The sequence below is a fragment of the Ureibacillus sp. FSL W8-0352 genome (assembly GCF_038004345.1).
GTDB lineage: Bacteria > Bacillota > Bacilli > Bacillales_A > Planococcaceae > Ureibacillus > Ureibacillus thermosphaericus.
This window is the reverse complement of the sequence record NZ_JBBOQT010000001.1, coordinates 1,842,687-1,861,884: the sequence shown is the minus strand read 5'-3', so window position 1 is coordinate 1,861,884 and position 19,198 is coordinate 1,842,687. Positions and strand designations below refer to the sequence as shown.

General features: G+C 35.5%; 17 protein-coding genes. 7 read left to right on the top strand and 10 right to left on the bottom strand.

Going from position 1 to position 19,198, the window contains the following annotated elements:
* Positions 1-965: 965 nt before the first annotated feature.
* Positions 966-1,553, bottom strand: coding sequence for a beta-class carbonic anhydrase (locus tag NST98_RS09535; protein ID WP_340705000.1), 588 nt, complete (start codon positions 1,551-1,553; stop codon positions 966-968).
* Positions 1,554-1,710: 157 nt separating this feature from the next.
* A complete protein-coding gene (locus tag NST98_RS09530) occupies positions 1,711-1,851 on the bottom strand; it encodes a hypothetical protein (protein WP_172597895.1) in 141 nt (46 codons plus the stop codon).
* Positions 1,852-2,230: 379 nt separating this feature from the next.
* Between NST98_RS09530 and motA the strand changes: the two genes are divergently transcribed.
* Positions 2,231-3,031: a flagellar motor stator protein MotA gene (motA, locus tag NST98_RS09525; protein WP_096552293.1), complete on the top strand. Its 801-nt coding sequence runs from the start codon at positions 2,231-2,233 to the stop codon at positions 3,029-3,031.
* The gene (gene motB / locus NST98_RS09520; RefSeq protein ID WP_016837898.1) at positions 3,015-3,782 is read left to right on the top strand and encodes a flagellar motor protein MotB; all 768 of its coding nucleotides are present in this window, start codon (positions 3,015-3,017) and stop codon (positions 3,780-3,782) included. Before motA ends, motB begins: the two co-directional genes overlap by 17 nt.
* A 156-nt stretch (positions 3,783-3,938) precedes the next feature.
* Here the strand turns inward: motB and NST98_RS09515 are convergent, their stop codons facing one another.
* Positions 3,939-4,160 carry a DUF1128 domain-containing protein gene (locus tag NST98_RS09515; RefSeq protein WP_340705003.1) on the bottom strand — a complete coding sequence of 74 codons (222 nt, stop codon included), beginning with the start codon at positions 4,158-4,160 and terminating at the stop codon, positions 3,939-3,941.
* 161 nt (positions 4,161-4,321) lie between these two features.
* On the opposite strand from NST98_RS09515, the gene NST98_RS09510 reads away from it, so the two are divergent.
* Positions 4,322-4,648, top strand: a complete 327-nt coding sequence (locus NST98_RS09510) for a YtxH domain-containing protein (protein WP_016837896.1) — start codon at positions 4,322-4,324, stop codon at positions 4,646-4,648.
* 72 nt (positions 4,649-4,720) lie between these two features.
* Complete coding sequence (locus NST98_RS09505; RefSeq protein ID WP_340715000.1) at positions 4,721-5,614, top strand: YihY/virulence factor BrkB family protein; 894 nt, start codon at positions 4,721-4,723, stop codon at positions 5,612-5,614.
* Positions 5,615-5,736: 122 nt separating this feature from the next.
* Here the strand turns inward: NST98_RS09505 and NST98_RS09500 are convergent, their stop codons facing one another.
* Entirely contained in the window at positions 5,737-7,641 is a 1,905-nt protein-coding gene (locus NST98_RS09500) for a heavy metal translocating P-type ATPase (RefSeq protein WP_340714999.1), read from the bottom strand.
* A 236-nt stretch (positions 7,642-7,877) separates the two neighbouring features.
* Here NST98_RS09500 and NST98_RS09495 point away from each other — a divergent pair, with 236 nt between their 5' ends.
* Complete coding sequence (locus NST98_RS09495; protein WP_340714998.1) at positions 7,878-9,251, top strand: L-cystine transporter; 1,374 nt, start codon at positions 7,878-7,880, stop codon at positions 9,249-9,251.
* Between the two features lie 174 nt (positions 9,252-9,425).
* Here NST98_RS09495 and NST98_RS09490 read toward each other — a convergent pair whose 3' ends face one another.
* The 6 genes from NST98_RS09490 to NST98_RS09465 form a co-directional block, all read right to left on the bottom strand.
* Complete coding sequence (locus NST98_RS09490) at positions 9,426-10,976, bottom strand: fumarate hydratase (RefSeq protein WP_340705005.1); 1,551 nt, start codon at positions 10,974-10,976, stop codon at positions 9,426-9,428.
* Between the two features lie 203 nt (positions 10,977-11,179).
* The gene (locus NST98_RS09485; protein ID WP_016837889.1) at positions 11,180-11,359 is read right to left on the bottom strand and encodes an SE1561 family protein; all 180 of its coding nucleotides are present in this window, start codon (positions 11,357-11,359) and stop codon (positions 11,180-11,182) included.
* A gap of 234 nt (positions 11,360-11,593) precedes the next feature.
* Positions 11,594-12,709 (bottom strand): IS4 family transposase, encoded by a 1,116-nt coding sequence (locus NST98_RS09480; protein ID WP_096549683.1) that lies wholly within the window; start codon positions 12,707-12,709, stop codon positions 11,594-11,596.
* A 587-nt stretch (positions 12,710-13,296) separates the two neighbouring features.
* The gene (gene nspC / locus NST98_RS09475) at positions 13,297-14,436 is read right to left on the bottom strand and encodes a carboxynorspermidine decarboxylase (protein ID WP_016837888.1); all 1,140 of its coding nucleotides are present in this window, start codon (positions 14,434-14,436) and stop codon (positions 13,297-13,299) included.
* Complete coding sequence (locus tag NST98_RS09470) at positions 14,436-15,662, bottom strand: saccharopine dehydrogenase family protein (protein WP_340714997.1); 1,227 nt, start codon at positions 15,660-15,662, stop codon at positions 14,436-14,438. The genes nspC and NST98_RS09470 overlap by 1 nt, the downstream gene beginning before the upstream one ends.
* Positions 15,663-16,047: 385 nt before the next feature.
* Complete coding sequence (locus NST98_RS09465) at positions 16,048-17,409, bottom strand: IS4 family transposase (protein ID WP_096550531.1); 1,362 nt, start codon at positions 17,407-17,409, stop codon at positions 16,048-16,050.
* Between the two features lie 251 nt (positions 17,410-17,660).
* Between NST98_RS09465 and NST98_RS09460 the strand changes: the two genes are divergently transcribed.
* Together NST98_RS09460 and NST98_RS09455 are read left to right on the top strand one after the other, a co-directional pair.
* Entirely contained in the window at positions 17,661-18,041 is a 381-nt protein-coding gene (locus NST98_RS09460; RefSeq protein ID WP_340435510.1) for a GntR family transcriptional regulator, read from the top strand.
* Positions 18,042-18,053: 12 nt separating this feature from the next.
* Positions 18,054-19,154: a DUF1648 domain-containing protein gene (locus NST98_RS09455; RefSeq protein WP_340705008.1), complete on the top strand. Its 1,101-nt coding sequence runs from the start codon at positions 18,054-18,056 to the stop codon at positions 19,152-19,154.
* Positions 19,155-19,198 lie beyond the last annotated feature (44 nt).

Genomic DNA, 19,198 nt, shown 5'->3' with positions numbered 1-19,198 from the left:
GAGCGAATTTTTTATATTGCATGTGTGGGAAATCGTGTGTCTTGTGTGAGGGAAGTCAAGCTCGAGCGGGAAATGCTAGAACATGTGCTGGAAATGAATTAACTTGAGCGGATGAAACGATGCTCGTGCGGGAAATGTTCGAATATGTGTGGGAAATGGTTTAACTTGAGCGGATGAAACGCTGCTCGTGCGGGAAATGTTCGAGCATGTGTGGGAAATCGTCTGTCTTGTGTGGATGGAACCATGCTCGTGCGGGAAATGTTCGAGCATGTGTGGGAAATGGTTTAACTTGAGCGGATGAAACGATGCTCGTGCGGGAAATGTTCGAACATGTGCGGGAAATGGTTTAACTTGAGCGGATGGAACCATGCTCGTGCGGGAAATCGTGTGTCTTGTGTGGATGGAACGATGCTCGTGCGGGAAATGTTCGAGCATGTGTGGGAAATCGTCTGTCTTGTGTGGATGGAACCATGCTCGTGCGGGAAATGTTCGAGCATGTGTGGGAAATGGTTTAACTTGAGCGGATGAAACGATGCTCGTGCGGGAAATGTTCGAACATGTGCGGGAAATGGTTTAACTTGAGCGGATGGAACCATGCTCGTGCGGGAAATCGTGTGTCTTGTGTGGATGGAACGATGCTCGTGCGGGAAATGTTCGAGCATGTGTGGGAAATCGTCTGTCTTGTGTGGATGGAACCATGCTCGTGCGGGAAATGTTCGAGCATGTGTGGGAAATGGTTTAACTTGAGCGGATGGAACGATGCTCGTGCGGGAAATGTTCGAGCATGTGTGGGAAATGGTTTAACTTGAGCGGATGGAACGATGCTCGTGCGGGAAATGTTCGAACATGTGTGGGAAATCCTTCAACTTGTGCAGAACCTTCTTAAAGTTGAAAAAGATAAACTTGCACAAAAAGTCCACCCGCTCGCCAGTTTAATTCCTGACCTATGCAGATGGACTCAATGTTCAATCGTTGTATCGTTTGTTTTCTAAATATTCATGTCCATTTGTTAATAAATCAAGTTTGCCTGTTTCAGGATTCATAACTAAGCCATGCACTGGCGTATTTTTTGGAAACAGTGGATGGTTACGAATGATGTCAACACTGTTCAATACGTTTTTTTCAACATCTCCGAATCCACGTAACCATTCAATCAAATCGATTCCTGAATACTTAATAGATTTGATTATCTCCTCACTTATCCCTTTTTCAATCATATGATCAACCATCAAATAAGGATCAACAGTGCTCATGCCACAATCATAATGACCGATTACATACACTTCATCTGCTTGTAGTTCATAAACAGCCACTAAAATGCTTCTCATAATTCCCCCAAAGGGATGTGCTACCATTGCACCGGCACTTTTAATAATTTTTGCATCGCCATTTCGCAAATTCATCGCCTTTGGTAATAATTCGATTAAACGTGTATCCATACACGTTAATATAAGAATTTTTTTATCTGGAAATTTTGATGTTTTATATGGTTCATATTGCTTGTTTTCAACGAATTCTTTGTTAAAACGCAAAATCTCATTTAATGATGCCATTTATTAACCCCCTTTCTGATGTTAAGGACGATTATAGCAATAAGAAATAGGTTGATACAAATGAATTGAATATGAATAAATATAGCAAAAAGTGATAAAAAAATCGACAAATACAGGTTAACCTGTTTTGTCGATTTTTCATTCAAGTGCTATGGCATTAAAATTTTTCAGATGGTTTTGCGTCAACTTTTACTGAAGAAGTGGAATCTAAACCTTTACGTAAATAGTGAATGAACATCATAACTGCAACTAAAAGAATGCCAATATATCCAGTTACAGTTGCTAAAAATAAGCCCATTGCTAGACTCCTTTCTAAAAAACAATAATGATTTAAATTAATTATACTATAACTATACGATAATTATAAAGGTTTTAGGAGAAAAATAGGATTAGTAATTCCAAGGAACGTTACGCTATTTTGCTATTTTTGTAGAAATTGTGACAGACAATAATGGGAAGTATGCAAAATTTGATGTGAAAGTATCATTTTTTATTTCCTTACATAAATATTTATTAATTATAAAAAATAATATTTGAATGAAAATAGAAAATTATTATATGAACCATTTATTTTCTATAAAAATTACTCATTATTATAGTTATCTAGTAAAAAGATACTTAAAAAAATATTGGAAAATGTCGAAATATAAAGTAGTGGAAGATTTGGAGGTACAGTTATGGATTTAGCTACAGTTATAGGTATTTTTCTCGGCATTATTGCGGTATTTGTCGGGATGATAGTAAAAGGGGCGTCCTTGAGTATTTTAATCAACCCAGCGGCATTTTTAATCATTATCGTTGGTACAATATCATCTGTTGTGATTGGATTCCCAGGAAAAGAACTAAAAAGAATCCCTAAATTATTAAAAGTAATTTTTACTGAACAAAAAACAGTAAGCGATGTAGAAATCATTCAAATGTTTTCAAAGTGGGCAGACCTAGCTCGCCGTGAAGGTCTCCTTGCATTGGAAAGTGAAGCCCAAGAAATTAAAGATCCATTTTTACGAAATGGTTTAATTCTTGCAATCGATGGTCAAAGTGCAGATTACATACGGGATGTATTAAATGAAGAAGTTGAAGCGATGGTAGAGCGCCATGAAAGTGGTGCCCAAATTTTTTCGCAAGCAGGTACATATGCTCCAACACTCGGAGTACTTGGGGCGGTTGTCGGTCTAATTGCCGCTTTAGGAGATATGGAAAATATCGATAAATTAGGTTATGCAGTTTCTTCGGCTTTCGTTGCAACATTATTGGGGATTTTCACTGGTTATGTATTATGGCATCCATTTGCTAATAAATTAAGACGTAAATCCGCTTTTGAGGCTAGACAAAAACGATTAATGATTGAAGGTGTTTTATCTGTATTAGAAGGTGAGGCTCCGCGTATTATTGAACAGAAATTAGCTTCGTATTTGACAAATGAAGAGCGTAAACTATTCTACGAAAGCGGGGCTGGCGGTCTTGGCAAAGAGAACTAAAAAGCGTGGAAAAGAAACAGAAATCAATGAATCATGGCTTTTACCGTATTCGGACTTAATGACGTTGCTATTAGCGTTATTCATTGTATTATTTGCTTCCAGTAGTATTGACCAAGTAAAGTTCCAAAAAATGTCGCAAGTGTTCAATGAAATTTTTAATGGCGGCGTTGGGTTTATGGAAAATACCTCAGTCATTGATAATCCAACGGCTAGAACGGATGGAATGACAGTAGAGCAAAAAGCTTATTTAAGAGACCAAGCTCAACTTAAACAAATTCAAAGTGAAATTGAAAATTTTATCGCTGTCAATGAATTGGAAGATACATTTTCAGCAAAAATGACAGATGAGGGATTGCTGCTTACAATTCGTGATAGTATTTTATTCGATTCAGGGAAAGCAGATATAAAACCTGAAAACATCCCAATTGCTCAGGAGTTATCGGCTATTTTAGAATTTGACCCACCACGTTATATTGTTATTACTGGACATACGGATAATGTGCCTCAAAATACTCCGGAATTTCGATCAAATTGGGAATTATCTGTGATGCGGGCAGTGAATTTCTTAAAATTAATTATCGATTCAAATCCGAATTTAGATCCTAAATATTTCAGTGCAAAAGGGTATGGAGAATACAATCCAATTGCAACGAACGAAACAGCAGAAGGTAGAGCGAAAAATCGTCGGGTTGAAGTGTTAATTCAACAACTCGTGAAAAAAGATGAAACTACAACTTCAGAAACGAATTAAAATAATTTGTTGTAAAGGAGCGTTTCATAGTGGAACGCTCCTTTTTAAAGTGTATGATTTACTTTAAAAGAACATAATGAATCCTTTTACAAGATATTTGAATAATGATTAATTAAATAGGAAAAAGTATGCGGTAGTTAATAAAATGAAAATGGTTTATTTTCGAAGCGAACCTAATTCAGAGACGATTGCCTCTATTTCGCTAGGGCTAAAGGAATCACGCTTCATGACCATTTCGTATAAGTCATACAAATCTTCGTAATTAGCTTTTGTAAAATCTTCTGAACGCAATGCGCTCGAATTGACCATTTTCAATTTTTCTTTAATTTTTTCTACAATATACGCCACATTATCTTTGGAAGGCGTTGATAAATTCATCTCTTTTTAGCCACCTTTCAATTAAGCTTTGTATCATCATTTCATTTCATATTATTGTTGTCAAGTTGTATCCATGCATTCGCCCTTACTTTTAAAAGATTAAAAGTTCTTATAGAATATTATTAGTAAAACTTTACATGAATCGACAGGAGGAGAAGGTAATGAGCCAAAGCAAATTATGCAAAGGTGTTGTGATTGGTGCAATAGTAGGTGCCGCAGTGAGCATGTTTGATCGTAAAACAAGAGAACATACCGTTGAAACAATGAAAAATATAAAGGATTCTGTTATTTACTATGCTAAAAATCGTGATGAATTCCAACAACTCGTTTATGAAAAGATAGAAAAAATGCAAAAATTATATGAAGATACGACGGAAAATGTCAATTTTATTATGGAAAAAATCGATGAAATGAAAGAAATTCCAAGTACCGTTCAAGCGATTGTCGAAGATACAAAAGCAGCTTTTTCATCGAAAGAAGAAAAATAATGTGATGTGGGATGAAGGGAAGTGAGCTAGCGCTTGAATGATTCAAAAGTTTCGCAAACAAAATGGGTTTTAATGTTTCAATCAATTTTTAATCCAGATGAATCAAAAATTGATATTACGACTTTTAAAGGATTTGTCCAGGAAATCATTATCAGAATGAAGAAAGTGGACATTTCCGGAATGGGGGCGCAACTAGCTTACTTCTTCTTACTATCATTTTTCCCGTTGTTATTAGTCGTAGTTTCCACATTACCTTTTTTGGATATTAATCAAGAACATGTTTTTCGTTTTATTCAAACCATTGTACCAGCTGAAGTTTTCATGTTGACCCAAGGAACGATTGTAGAAGTATTGACAACGTATAATGGGGGCGGTGTTTTATCAATCGGGATATTAGGTACATTGTGGTCTGCTTCAAGAGGAATGAATGCGATAATTAAAACGTTAAATGAAGCTTATGAAACAGAGCCAAAGATGGGAATTATAAACCGAGCTTGGTCATTAGTCTTTACAGTATTATTAATTTTAATATTGCTGCTTGCTTTAATAGTGCCGATTTTTGGTCAACGATATGTATACTTGCTATTCGATTTTTTAGGAGTCGAGACATCATTTGTTGACTTTTGGAATTATGTACAATGGATTTTACCACCACTACTCATTTTTATTGTGTTACTTTTATTGTACTGGGTTATACCTTATACAGAATCACGAGTTCACATTGTGACTGTATTACCTGGAACAGTATTTTCAACTATTTCATGGGTAGTGTTAATTTACGGGTTTTCTTTTTATGTGAAACATTTTGGGAATTTTACTTTTACTTATGGAAGTATTGCCAGTGTCATTATTTTTATGCTTTGGTTGTATTTTACGGGAATGATTTTAATATTCGGTGGAATATTAAATGCAGCAATGCGTAAAAGACATTTTGCGAAAATAAGAAAGGCAACATCTCCTAATTAAAAAATTTCCCAAAGCAGACACTCCACTCATAGCAATTTTGTACTTCATACAATTATACAGAAAAGCGGTTTAAGTTATCCGCTTTTCTGTTTACATATAAACCAATGCATCAACTAAATATTCTATGATTGTGTTTTGAGCATTCTTAATCCATTTAAGATCACTAAAATAGTGCTACCTTCGTGCCCAACTACCCCAAGTGGGAGATCGACGATTTGAAGAAAATTAGAAATGATGAGTAAAGCAATGACTGCTGTTGAAAAAATAACATTTTGTTTCACAATTTTTTGCATTTTTCTTCCTAGTTTAATAGCGTAGGCAATTTTCGATAAATCGTTTTTCATTAATACGACGTCTGCCGTTTCCAATGCTACATCAGTACCTCCGCCCATAGCAATTCCTACAGTTGATTTTGCAAGGGCAGGTGCATCATTGATACCATCGCCTACCATTCCAACGTATTGATGTTGTTTTAAAGCTTTATTAATAAATTCTGTTTTTGTAACTGGAGAACATTCAGCAATATATTCCGTTACCCCTGCTTCTTTCGCAATCGTTTTGGCTGTTTTTTCATTATCTCCTGTAATCATGGTAATATTGATTCCAAGTTCTTTCAATGTTTGAACAGCTTCTTTCGCTTCATCACGAATTATGTCTTTTAAAGCAATCAATGCGGCAATACCTTGCTCATCTTTCATAAAGACAACGGTTTTTCCCTCTTCTGCCAGTTGAGCTGCAACACCATTCGCAAATGTCTTTGCTTCATTGCTTCCTACAAAATCTCCCTTACCAATCATGTAAGATTGACCGCGAATATTCCCTTTTAACCCAAATCCAGGAACATCAGCAATATCAATGCCGGAGATAATTTCCACTTGTTGTTCTTTCGCATATTGAACAATGGATTGAGCAAGCGGGTGATTGGATTGAGCTTCAATAGATGCAATAATTTGAAGCGTTTCTTTCGTATCCAAATCTTCTCGGACAATCACATCGGTTACTGACGGCTTTCCTTCCGTTAGTGTTCCAGTCTTATCAACTGCAAGTAATTTAATGACGCTCAAATTTTCTAAATGGACGCCACCTTTTAGTAAAATGCCATGTCGTGCACCATTTGAGATTGCTGCGAGTGTAGCGGGCATAATGGATGCAACAAGGGCACAAGGTGAAGCGACAACTAGTAACACAATTGCTCTATAGAAAGTTGTATTCCAGTCCCAACCAAATAGGTAGTGTGGAAGAATCATCATAATTAAAACGGCAATTAAAACACACTTTACATAGAGATTTTCAAATCTTTCTATAAATAGTTGGGAAGGGGATTTTTCACTTTGTGCTGATTGTACGAGCGTAATAATTTTTTGGAAAAGCGTTTCAGAATTTGGTTTTGTCATGTTAATTGTAATGGTGCCATTTAAATTAATGGTACCTGCGAAAACTTCATCACCTACATTTTTGGAAACGGGAATAGATTCACCTGTTATGGCTGATTCATCAACAGATGAAGAGCCTTTTATGATTTCACCATCTGCAGGAATTCTTTCTCCCGGTTTAATTAACAGATGGTCGCCTACTTTTAAAGTAGATACGGGTACTTTCATCGGCTCAAAATTTCCTCGTACGAGCCATGCTTCTTCTGGTTGCAAATTCATTAAGGATGAGATTTCACGATGACTACGATTCATTGCATAAGTTTCAAGGGCGCCGCTTAAGGAAAAAATGAAGATCAATATGGCACCCTCTGTCCAGTAGCCGATTGTCATTGAACCGATGGCTGCCAAAATCATCAATAACTCCACATTTAATGTTCTATTTTCTATAGTGTCAAGGATTCCTTCCTTTGCTTTCGCATAACCACCAATAATAAAAGCGATTATATATGAAAATACCGAAGCTGTTGATAAGCCTTCTTTTTCTAATTTCCACGCCATTAATATAATGACTCCGCTTATAATAGCTGCGATTAGTTCCTGATGTTGTTTTATATTCTCAATTAGTGAGAAACTTTCTCGATTACTGTTATCCATAAAATCCTCCTTGTGATAATGAATTTCAGTTTCAAACCTCCATTTTTATAGTAATTGATAATCAATATCAATTATTTATAATAAGTTTTATTTTAAAATTATTCTAATCAAAAACGGTTCTTTTGTAAACAATTAAACACTAAAAATTATAGAAAATTTAAATTATATTAATCTTACTTGACTTATCGGAATAAAGATGTATTATAAAGTTTGTTCATATAAAAGGAGGCTAAGTGATGGGAATCATAGTAAATATTGCTATTTTAATAGGCTTGTTGGTCTTTTTATATTTTTTAAAGAAAAAAAATGTAAAATTTTCAAACAGAGTGTTTATAGCGTTAGCTATTGGGGTAATATTTGGAGCTGTTCTGCAATGGATTTATGGATTTGGTTCAGAAACGATAACAAAAACGATGCCATGGTTTAATATCATCGGGAATGGTTATGTAAAATTATTGCAAATGGTTGCAATGCCTTTAGTATTTATTTCAATTTTGGCGGCATTTACGAAAGTAACAATAGGAAAAAATTTAGGGAAAATTGCAAGCATCATTTTGGCTGTGCTAATTGGTACAACTGCCATTGCTGCATCCTTAGGTATTTTATCAACAGCCATTTTTGATTTGGATGCTTCACAAATCATGCAAGGGGACTCTGAAGTTGCACGTGGAGAGGAAATTGTGCAAAAAGCTGAAAATGTAAAAACATTGCCAGAGCATATTTTGGAAATGTTCCCTGCCAACCCATTTCTTGATATGACAGGTGCCCGTTCCACTTCAACGATTGCGGTTGTAATTTTTGCAGCCTTATTAGGATTTGCTTATTTACAACTTCAACGAAAAGATGAGGAAACAGCAAACACAGTGAAAAAAGGCGTCGATGCCATTTATGGTCTCATAATGGGCGTTGTACGCATCGTTCTGCAATTAACGCCATATGGGGTATTGGCGATTATGGCACGTACGGTTGCTACAAGCAACTTCGGTGCAATTGCCGATTTAGGCAAATTTGTCATTGCTTCTTATGCAGCGTTGATTGCAATGTTTATTGTACATTTAATAATTGTTTCGTTGACAGGTTTAAATCCGGTATTATACGTGAAAAAAGTTGCTGAAACTTTATTATTTGCATTTTCATCACGTTCAAGTGCAGCTACATTACCGTTAAATCTTCAAACGCAAACAAAACGTTTAGGCGTTCCAGAAGGAATTGCCAACTTTGCAGGTTCTTTTGGCTTATCCATTGGTCAAAATGGTTGTGCTGGTGTATATCCGGCAATGTTGGCTGTTATGATTGCGCCGACTGTTGGAATTGATCCGTTTACACCAGGGTTTATTGCAATGCTTATTTTAATCGTTGCGATCAGTTCATTTGGTGTAGCCGGTGTTGGCGGTGGTGCAACATTTGCAGCAATCATTGTATTATCTGCTATGGATTTGCCGTTAGCACTTGCGGGTATTTTGATTTCAGTAGAACCGTTGATTGATATGGGACGTACTGCGCTGAATGTAAGTGGTTCTATGGTGTCCGGTATTGTATCAAGCCGTATCACAAAAGAACTGGATACAGAAATTTATAATGACACTTCAGAAAAGACATCTTTGGTTTAACCATTAAATAATACTCCAATTCGCCAAAGGAAAATGGGCATTCATCACAAGTGAATGCCCATTTTTATGTATTTTTATAATAGTTGCAAAAAATTCATAAAAAAGCTGTTCAAAAAATCAAATATTCATCTGATTTTTTGAACAGCAAAACCTATATCATTTAGATGGATTTAATTAGAATACTCTTTCTGCGAATTGAGCTAATTTTTCTAATGAAGATTTTTCGATATCTGCGTGTAAAGAGTTTCCGTGAGAGTCCATTGTTACAACGGCAGTGAAGTCTTCAACTGTTAAGTGCCACATTGCTTCAGGAATACCGAATTCAAGGAAGTCTACACCGTCTACGCTCTTAATGCAGTCAGCATAGTATTGTGCTGCACCACCAATTGCATTTAAGTACACGCCACCGTGTTCTTGTAATGCTTTTAATGTTTTTGCACCCATACCGCCTTTACCGATTACTGCACGGATTCCGAATTTTTTCATGATATCGCCTTGATAAGGTTCCTCACGGATGGAAGTTGTAGGACCAGCCGCTTTTACAGTCCAATTTCCATTTTCGTCTTTTGCCATAACAGGACCGCAGTGGTAGATAATTTGTCCATTTAAGTCTACTGGCGAATCATGAGTCATTAAATGATGGTGGATTGCATCGCGTCCAGTGTACATGCGGCCGCTGATTTTCACAACGTCGCCTACTTTTAGTTCACGAATTTGCTCTTCAGTGATTGGTGCTTTTAATTCAACTACGCGGCTTTCAGATTTTGTTTCAGCTTTTTCTTCTTCGTTTCGGAATGTAATTTTTTCACCATCTTGATAGTGCCATTTTTTGATTTCGCCAGTGTTGGCATCAATATCAACCGCCATGCGACGGAATGCCCAGCAGTTGTAAGCAATTGATACGAAGAAAGAAGCTGGAATACGGTGCATTACGCCAATTTTACAACCTAATAATGTTGCTTCACCGCCGAAGCCCATTGTTCCTACACCAAGTGTATTTGCTTTTTCAACGATGTACTCTTCTAATTTAGCAAGTTCAGGAATAGGATTTGTATCTTCTAAGTGGCGGAATAATTGTTCTTTTGCAAGATCGTAGCTGCTAGAGCGGTCTCCACCGATACCTACTCCGATAAAACCAGCAGAACAACCTTGTCCTTGAGCTTTCCATACAGCATGAAGAATACATTTACGAATTCCATCAAGATCACGTCCAGCGCGACCAAGACCTTCTAATTCGCAAGGTAAGCTGTATTGAGCATTTTTGTTCTCACAGCCTCCGCCTTTTAAAATTAGTTTCACTTCAATATAATCGTTTTCCCATTGTTCAAACTTGATAACAGGAACGCCTTCACCAAGATTGTCACCGCTATTTTTTCCAGTTAATGAATCAACAGAGTTTGGACGGAGTTTCGCATCTTCAGTTGCTTTTTTTACTGCATTGCGGATTGCTTCCTTAATTTCTAATTGGTTAACACCAATAGGAGTTTTTACTTTAAATGTTGGAAGTCCTGTATCTTGGCAAATAGGTGATACATTATCTTCTGCCATTACAATGTTATTCGTAATAGTTGCTAAACTCATTGCAGCACGAGTACCAGCACTTTCAGCTTCCTTTGCTCGTTTAATGGCACGGCGAACATCTTTCGGTAAATTTGTGGACGTTTCACAAATTAAGTCATAAAGACTTTTCTCCAAAGTTTGTAAATATGTTGTTGCGACTGACATGAAATGTCTACCCCCCAAAATTAATAAAAAAAGATTAAAGTCCATGTCTATTATACCTTTTTATAATTTCTATTAAAAGAGTAGAAGCTTAAAAGGGAAACTGTCAAAAGCAGGGTTTTCGACATGTAAAAACGTCCATTCTCGAGTGAAATGGACGTTTATTGTTTGGATTTGTTTGTTAAATTTGGAAATAAACAGTTTTGTTAAGATCTTTGTTTAAACTGCTCGATTTTTTCTTCAATATCGTCAATCATTTTAATTAAGCGATCAATGTCTTCGATACCCGCAGTTTCTTCATCAATTGCTTCCAATACTTCGAGGAAGATTTCTAAACGCTCTTTTAAGTATTTAACTTGTGTGTTTTTGTCTTGAATTGGTTTCACGTTTCCACCTCTTTCGTCTAGGTCATCATAACGAAAAACAGCGATAATTGCAATAAAAGAATAAAGTTTTAAATTGAAAATAATAGGTCATTAGCATTGCATAAATATAGTTAGAATTTTCTGTTAATTAATTTTTGTGAATTTGTGCCAAAAAGACAAAACCTAAAGAAAGGTGGCACTGCCCATTTGGTAAATATATACAGTTAAACCAGAGCGACAACGACAAAAGGGAGATTATGGACTGGCTCGCCCATCAAATTTTCGCAACCAAACATAAGCTGGTTTCCACAGAGCTCTCTTTAACCAACGAGTAATTCGAAGTAGAGATTTCTTACTTTTCATCTCCAATTGAATGAGAACATGTAAGCAATACGTGATAAGGGCTAAGAAAATTTGATTTTGAATAGCTGTTTCACTCATTCCATAAAAGTGCTTAATTTCTACGTGTTGCTTGAGCCATTTGAAAAAGAGTTCAATAGCCCAGCGAGATCGGTAAATATCACTTATCTCTTCTGGTTTTAAATCAAATCGGTTGGTGATGAAACGAAGTAAGTTCCCTTTTGTGTCCATAACTTCTAGTAGACGAAAGACATTTTCAGTACGATTTTGTGTGGTACCAATGTAGACCATTTTATCGGATAGAACGTGACAATCATCAGGAAGTGAAAATGTATAGACTTCACGAATGACTGCGTTTTTCTTCAGTCTTGAAACGAAGAAATAGCCATCATCTGTCATCCGATCAAAACGTTCATAGTCCACATAACCGCGGTCAAACACATACATGGCTTCTTTATCATCCACTAGGACTTCGAGTTGATTTCGGTCATGTTCTTTTGCTGTCGTAATCACTGCTTTTTCAGGATAGACGGTGTCTTTATCCATGAAAACGAGCCGTAAGTGTAGCTTTACACCAGCTTTTGTTTTACGGAATTTTGCCCATTTATAATTGGTCAAATTCAACGGGAGTGTACTTGAATCAATGATTTTCAGTGGCATATTCTTTCCGGTTTTATAATGGTACCGTTGAATTTTCCAAACAAGATCCAAGAACAAATTTGCAAGAATTAGTGGGTTGATCTGATTGTTTTTTCGGGATAGCTGAGAGGCACTTATCGATTCAAATCCGAGTGCTTTTTGAAGATCTTCGTCTACAAGTGCATCACTCATTTCCTCTAAGCTCTTAAATTCGAGCAGCTGGGCTACCAATAAAAGTTTAATATAGGCTTCTGTTGTCAGCTTTTTTGTGTAATAGTCCTGTTTCAATTCTTTGACTTGTTCGCTAAGTTTTTGAATATTTATGGGTGAAACCCATTTACCAAATGATGAAATTAGTGTATTCTTGTCCATAACGTTTATCCTTTACGATTGGATTTGGACAGGAACCACCTGTACTTCCATTGTAAAGGATTTTTTTGTTTCGAAATCAATAAAAAATTGAACATTCTTAGTATTTTGAATCATCAGATTTAATTAGTGCAATGCTAGTGATAATAGGTATTTAGAATTAATTTTATTTTTATTATTCAGAATATTTACAAAAATGAAGTGTTGTGTTAAATTATAATTAACAATTCGTAAAGGGGATGGTCGAAAAGAACACGCTCACTCTAATTGCAAAGGAGGGAGTTTAAACAATCTTTCGGCCTGACTAATTGCCGAAAACTGTTTATACAACAATAATGGTGGTAAGTAAACGATAAACCCTAGTTGATGTGCATCAATAACGATGCACAATCCTAGGGTTTTAATTTTTGTGTTTTTTTAATACCGGTTCCAATTAAACGATTAAAAAAATTCAGGAGTTGTTTTTGTCCTTTATTTTCTTATTGTTGCCGATTTTTTACAGCATAATTAATGGGTACAGGGGTTTTCTGAAAATAAGGGCAGTATAAAAAAAACACCAATTGGTGGCTAGTCCAATTGGTGTTGAATAATTACGATAAACGATTACGGTAATCTTCGTACTTAAACTGTCTAATTACTTTGATGCCTTCTTCTTCATTATATAAGCAAATGCTCGGTAAGTTTACACCGTTAAACATATGGTTTTTCACCATTGTGTAATGAGCCATATCAGTAAATACAATTTTGTCTCCAGGTTTTAGCGGTTCATCGAATGAATAGTCACCAATAACATCTCCTGCAAGGCATGTCATACCACCAAGTCGGTATGTGTATGGTTTATCGTTTGGTGTACTTGCACCGATAATTTGAGGACGGTAAGGCATTTCCAATACGTCAGGCATATGACAAGTTGCCGATGTATCGAGAATTGCGATTTCCATTCCATTTTTTACGATATCAAGCACCGTTGTAACAAGGTAGCCCGTATTTAATGCAATCGCTTCACCTGGTTCAAGAATAACTTGAACATCATATTTGTCTTTTACATAGTTAATCAGATCAACTAGTTTATCGATATCATAATCTTCTCGTGTAATATGATGTCCGCCACCAAAGTTTACCCATTTCATCTGGTGTAAGTATTTCCCGTACTTTTCTTCAAAGTGTGGAAGTATACGTTCAAGCACGTCTGAATTTTGTTCACACATTGCATGGAAGTGGATTCCTTCAACACCATCTAATTCATCTGGACGGAATTGGTCAAATGGAATTCCTAATCTTGAATTGATTGCACATGGATCATAAAGTGCAGTTTCCACTTCAGAGTAACCAGGATTTACTCGCAAACCAATGGATACGTGCTTGTCTAATTTTTGGATTTTTTCTTTATATTTATTTAACTGATCAAATGAGTTAAATACAATATGGTCAATATATTTTAAATACTCATCAATTTCATGTTCAGCGTAGGCTGGTGAATAGGCGTGAACTTCTTTTCCGAATTCCTCATATCCTAAACGAGCTTCGAAAAGGGAACTTGCTGTTACCCCTTTTAGATATTTACTTACTAACGGGAATGTTGAAAACATGGAAAAGCCTTTTAGTGCAAGTAGAATATCGCAACCAGTACGCTGTTGTACAGAATCTAAAATTTCTAAATTTCGCTTTAATAAGCGTTCATCTACAACGTAACTTGGGGATGGTGCACTTTTCCAGTTAATCGCTTTCATTATTTTACCTCACGTTTTTCTAGATCTAATTCAAGCAATTCTGGATCGAAGCTTTCTTTCCATGGAAGTCCCCATTTATTTAATTCTTCCATGAATGGATCTGGATCGAATTCCTCTACGTTCCAAACACCAGGTTTTTTCCATAGACCTTTAATAACAAGACTTGCACCAATCATCGCTGGAACGCCAGTTGTATAAGAGATTGCTTGGCTTCCCACTTCACGATAGCATTCTTCATGGTCACATACATTGTATAGATAGTATGTTTTTTCTTTTCCGTCTTTAATGCCGCGGAAAATACACCCGATATTTGTTTTACCTTTTGTACGAGGTCCTAATGACGCTGGGTCTGGCAGAACCGCTTTTAAGAATTGAAGAGGTTGAATCATTTTGCCTTCAAATTCAATCGGTTCAATTGATGTCATTCCAACATTTTCAAGTACTCGTAAGTGCGTTAAATATTTTTCAGAGAATGTCATCCAGAAGCGGATTTGTTTTAAGCCTTTTACGTTTTTCGCTAAAGATTCTAATTCTTCATGGTAAAGAAGGTAAATATCTTTTGGACCAACTTCAGGGAAGTTGTAAACTTGTTTAAATTCTAATGGTTTTGTTTCAACCCATTTTCCTTCTTTCCAGTAGCGGCCGTTAGAAGTAATTTCGCGAATGTTAATTTCAGGGTTGAAGTTAGTCGCGAATGGTAAGCCATGGTCACCTGCATTACAATCTAAAATGTCGATGTAATGAATTTCATCAAAATGATGTTTTAATGCGTAAGCTGTGAAAACACCTGTTACACCTGGGTCAAATCCACAACCTAATACAGCAGTGATTCCAGCTTTTTCAAATTTTTCTTTATAAGCCCATTGCCATTTATATTCAAATTTAGCTGTTTCAGGTGGTTCGTAGTTAGCAGTATCTAAGTAGTGAACACCTGTAGCTAAACAAGCTTCCATAATAGTTAAGTCTTGATATGGTAATGCTACGTTAATTACCACATCTGGTTTAAAACCATTGATTAATTCAACGAGTTCGTCAACATTATCCGCATCTACTTGAGCAGTGTGGATAATTGTTTTGCCACCGTCGAGTTTCTCCTTTAATGCGTCACATTTTGACTTTGTTCGACTGGCAATCATAATTTCCTCGAACACGTCTGAATTTTGCACACATTTGTGTACCACAACACTAGCTACACCGCCAGCACCAATAATCAATGCTTTACCCAATTCTTTATAACCCCCTTAATGGAAAAATAGTATCAAGCAATGCAATAGATTATACATAATAATTTTTTTCGTATCAATTCTTTTTTAAATGAAAATAAAAAAAATTTTAGTCAATTAAAAAACTAGATAAGATTTGAGTTTCTTCTTATTTTATTTGTTAATTGGCTGAAGTATATGTTGTCTACTTTTTAAATGGGAATGAGTGAGATTTTGCGATACAAAATATTCAACATTTATGAGTGTGTAATTGGTCAATTAAGCAGGGAAATTCGTCAAATGGGTTCAAGTATTCGCAACTTTCGACAAAAATATTGTCTAGGAAAAATATATCTATAAGTCCGAGAAGTCATGCTTTTTAGCAATTACACAATTTTTAATTACTAACTCAACTTTCGCACACAGATATTGTCAGACATCCCTTGATGTAATTGGGTAAAGACGCAATCCATTCTTGTACTTTACTTTTAAATAATTCCATGTTCAAACAAACATTAGCTTCTGCTAATGTTTGGAAGATCGCTAATAATTGATTCAATGCACTCTCTAGATTCATATCTTTTACATCTTCACATAATAGAAAAAAGAGATTTCCAATCGTTTTAGGATCGTTGTTTTGTCTACGCTCCCACTCTAAGAGTATAAAGCGAGTAAACACAATCGTTGTATGACTAATCAACAGATCATACGAACGACCTTGAAATTCTTTTGCTAGGTTAAGCAATGATTTGGTACACTTGAAAAATGTTTCGATGTCCCAGCGCATCCCGTAAATACGCACAATTTCTTCATCTGAAAGTGTGGTATCTGTACTCAAAATGGCTAACCATTCACTCTTTTTATTGCGGTTACGCACGAATACAATCTTGACTTGTCGTCCTTTTGCAAGATGAACATGGATCGAACCGAGTAGGTCTTTCTTTTCCATGGTACGCTTTGCTTTTTTAAAGAGTTCATCCAGAGTATGGGCTTCACCATCTATGAAATAACGTTGTTTTAGCTGCTTGACCATACCAATGACAAATAAACCTTTATCCGTGATTTTTTCAATCAAAGGCTCATGCGTAAACCAAGTATCCATTAACACATAATCAGCTGTAATTCCTGCATTTAAGGCATGATCCAATAAAGCAGAGACAACGCTTGGCTTATCTTGTTGTGCTTCAAGACGACGCTTGTAGCCGGAAGTGCGTTTATCAATGGATTCATCGACCCCGTTAAGTTGATTTTCCTTTTTCGCTGAACTCAATAAAGCAAAGTCTACAGGTAGAAAAGAATATCCATCAGACCAACCAAGAGTAAGCAACTGAAACCCCTTATAGAATCGTTTCTCTGTATGATCAAATACTCGTGAAAGAAGTTCAACAGACTTGCTTCGGTTGCGTGAAAAGAGTGAATCATCAACAATAAACACCTTCACTCTGTTGTTTGATGTAAGCTTTTTTATACGTCCAGTAAGATCTTGACATAAGGAAAGTAAAAAAGTTCGCCAAGCATAAGTAGATGAATTTAGAAAACGGTAGATCGTATCTTTTTTAGGTAAGTCCACGGCTTTCTTACTTTGAAGTGCTTGAAACCAATTTTTATATTGGAAAACAAGCAAAAAAATAAGACGGAAAATAGATAAGCATGAATAACCAAATCCCTTAGTAATTCTCGCTTTTCTCAAATGTTTGCCTATATTTAATTCAGAAAATCTTCGTTCAAGTTCTTTTGGTAGTTGTGCAAAAGTATCTTTTTTCGTTATCATAATGGTGACACCTTCTTTGGTATTTGGTTTGTTCACCATAATTTTACCAAAAGATAGGTGTCTTTTTCTTTTAAAAAAATAAAATCAATAAAAAACAAGAGAAATAATGAAAGACGATATAAAACAGTCATATCAAGAGTTGCAATAAGATATTACTCTGCGAAAGTTGAGTTACTAAGAAATAAAAATTTGTTATACACAAAATAGAACAATTTTGTTATAATAAATGTAGAACAGATTGGGGTGAGGATATGATCATTAGAATTGAACCAGATTCAGATATTCCAATTTATATTCAATTAACGAATCAAATTATTGAAGGGATTGCGAAAGGTGATTTAAAACCAGGCGAATTTCTTCCGTCTGTTCGTGCTTTTGCAGCGGATTTGGGGGTGAATATGCATACAGTCAATAAAAGTTATCACGAATTAGAAAAAAAAGGGATTATCGAAATTGTGCCAAAATCAGGTGCGGTCATAAAGAGGCGTTCCCATATAGATCAAGAAGCATATGAAAGGCTTTATCAGATGCTTAAGCCTCAAATTGCTGAAGGGCTTGTATTAGGGATAGAGAAAGAAGAATTGGTGGATTTAATTGAGAAAATTATAAATGAAATGAAAAAAAATCCTTAAAGGAGGATTGCAATGACATTATTAATTTCATTGACTATTTTACTGTTTTTAGGGGTTATTCAAGCGATTGTGCCATATTTAGTTAAAAGAACAGTTGTTTTTGGAGTAATGATTCCTGAACAACATATAAAAGATGATTATGTCGTATCTTATAAAAAACAATATTCTATATTGTCCTTAATTTTTTCTTTTTTAATGATATTAATGTTTTGCTCATGGATAGGTCTAAAAAATCCTTCTGATGAATTATTGATTTTAGTATGCACTGTCATTGAATTTGGAATTATTTTTGTAAATTTAGCATTATTCTATTACTTCCGAGAAAAAATGAAACAATATAAAGAAGAAATGCAGTGGACGACACAAATGAAACAAGTGTCAGTAGTTGATGTATCTGTTCGTTCAGAAGATCATTTGCCACCATGGTTTATTTATTTATTCCCAATGGTGATTACTATTGGATTAATAGTTTATACGCTTTATCAATATGATTTATTGCCAAATCAAATTCCAACTCATTGGGGACTAAATGGAGAGCCAGATGCCTTTACTGAAAAAACACCTTTGACTGCTATTCAAATGTTGCTATTTTTACTGTTGCTTCAATTGATGTTTTTGGGAATACAAATAGGAATGAAATTTTCTGGAATTAAGCTGAGTGCCACAAACTTGACTGCTTCGAAAAATCGTCAATTAACATTAAGAAAATCAACTAGCTGGTTTTCGTTTTACACTGTATTGTTATTAACAATGTTGTTTTCATTCTTCCAATTGAAGACCATTCATCCGGAATTGTTCGGCGATTCAATATTGAAAACGATTTTGCCTTTTGGATTTTTATTTTTGATTTTAGCTGGAACAATTGTCCTTGTAGTAAAGGTAGGTCGTTCGGATAAAACGCCACCAGCATCGTTAGAAAAGGGAATTATGGATGTGAATGATGATCCATATTGGAAAGCAGGTTTGTTTTATTTTAATAAAAATGACCCATCGATTTTCGTCGAGAAACGATTTGGTGTAGGGTGGACGATTAATTTAGCTAACCCAATTGGTTTCCTTATTCTTATTGTCCCAATCGTGATTATTCTTATTATTACATTGTTGATCAATTAATTAAGATATCAAGTCATACTCGTTAATCGGGTATGGCTTTTTTT

Bases quoted from the DNA above. Each gene is read 5' to 3' on its own strand.
- NST98_RS09535 (WP_340705000.1), bottom strand. From the start codon at position 1,553: ATGGCATCATTAAATGAGATTTTGCGTTTTAACAAAGAATTCGTTGAA.
- NST98_RS09530 (WP_172597895.1), bottom strand. From the start codon at position 1,851: ATGGGCTTATTTTTAGCAACTGTAACTGGATATATTGGCATTCTTTTA.
- motA (WP_096552293.1), top strand. From the start codon at position 2,231: ATGGATTTAGCTACAGTTATAGGTATTTTTCTCGGCATTATTGCGGTA.
- NST98_RS09515 (WP_340705003.1), bottom strand. From the start codon at position 4,160: ATGAATTTATCAACGCCTTCCAAAGATAATGTGGCGTATATTGTAGAA.
- NST98_RS09510 (WP_016837896.1), top strand. From the start codon at position 4,322: ATGAGCCAAAGCAAATTATGCAAAGGTGTTGTGATTGGTGCAATAGTA.
- NST98_RS09505 (WP_340715000.1), top strand. From the start codon at position 4,721: ATGTTTCAATCAATTTTTAATCCAGATGAATCAAAAATTGATATTACG.
- NST98_RS09500 (WP_340714999.1), bottom strand. From the start codon at position 7,641: ATGGATAACAGTAATCGAGAAAGTTTCTCACTAATTGAGAATATAAAA.
- NST98_RS09495 (WP_340714998.1), top strand. From the start codon at position 7,878: ATGGGAATCATAGTAAATATTGCTATTTTAATAGGCTTGTTGGTCTTT.
- NST98_RS09490 (WP_340705005.1), bottom strand. From the start codon at position 10,976: ATGTCAGTCGCAACAACATATTTACAAACTTTGGAGAAAAGTCTTTAT.
- NST98_RS09480 (WP_096549683.1), bottom strand. From the start codon at position 12,709: ATGGACAAGAATACACTAATTTCATCATTTGGTAAATGGGTTTCACCC.
- nspC (WP_016837888.1), bottom strand. From the start codon at position 14,436: ATGAAAGCGATTAACTGGAAAAGTGCACCATCCCCAAGTTACGTTGTA.
- NST98_RS09465 (WP_096550531.1), bottom strand. From the start codon at position 17,409: ATGATAACGAAAAAAGATACTTTTGCACAACTACCAAAAGAACTTGAA.
- NST98_RS09460 (WP_340435510.1), top strand. From the start codon at position 17,661: ATGATCATTAGAATTGAACCAGATTCAGATATTCCAATTTATATTCAA.
- NST98_RS09455 (WP_340705008.1), top strand. From the start codon at position 18,054: ATGACATTATTAATTTCATTGACTATTTTACTGTTTTTAGGGGTTATT.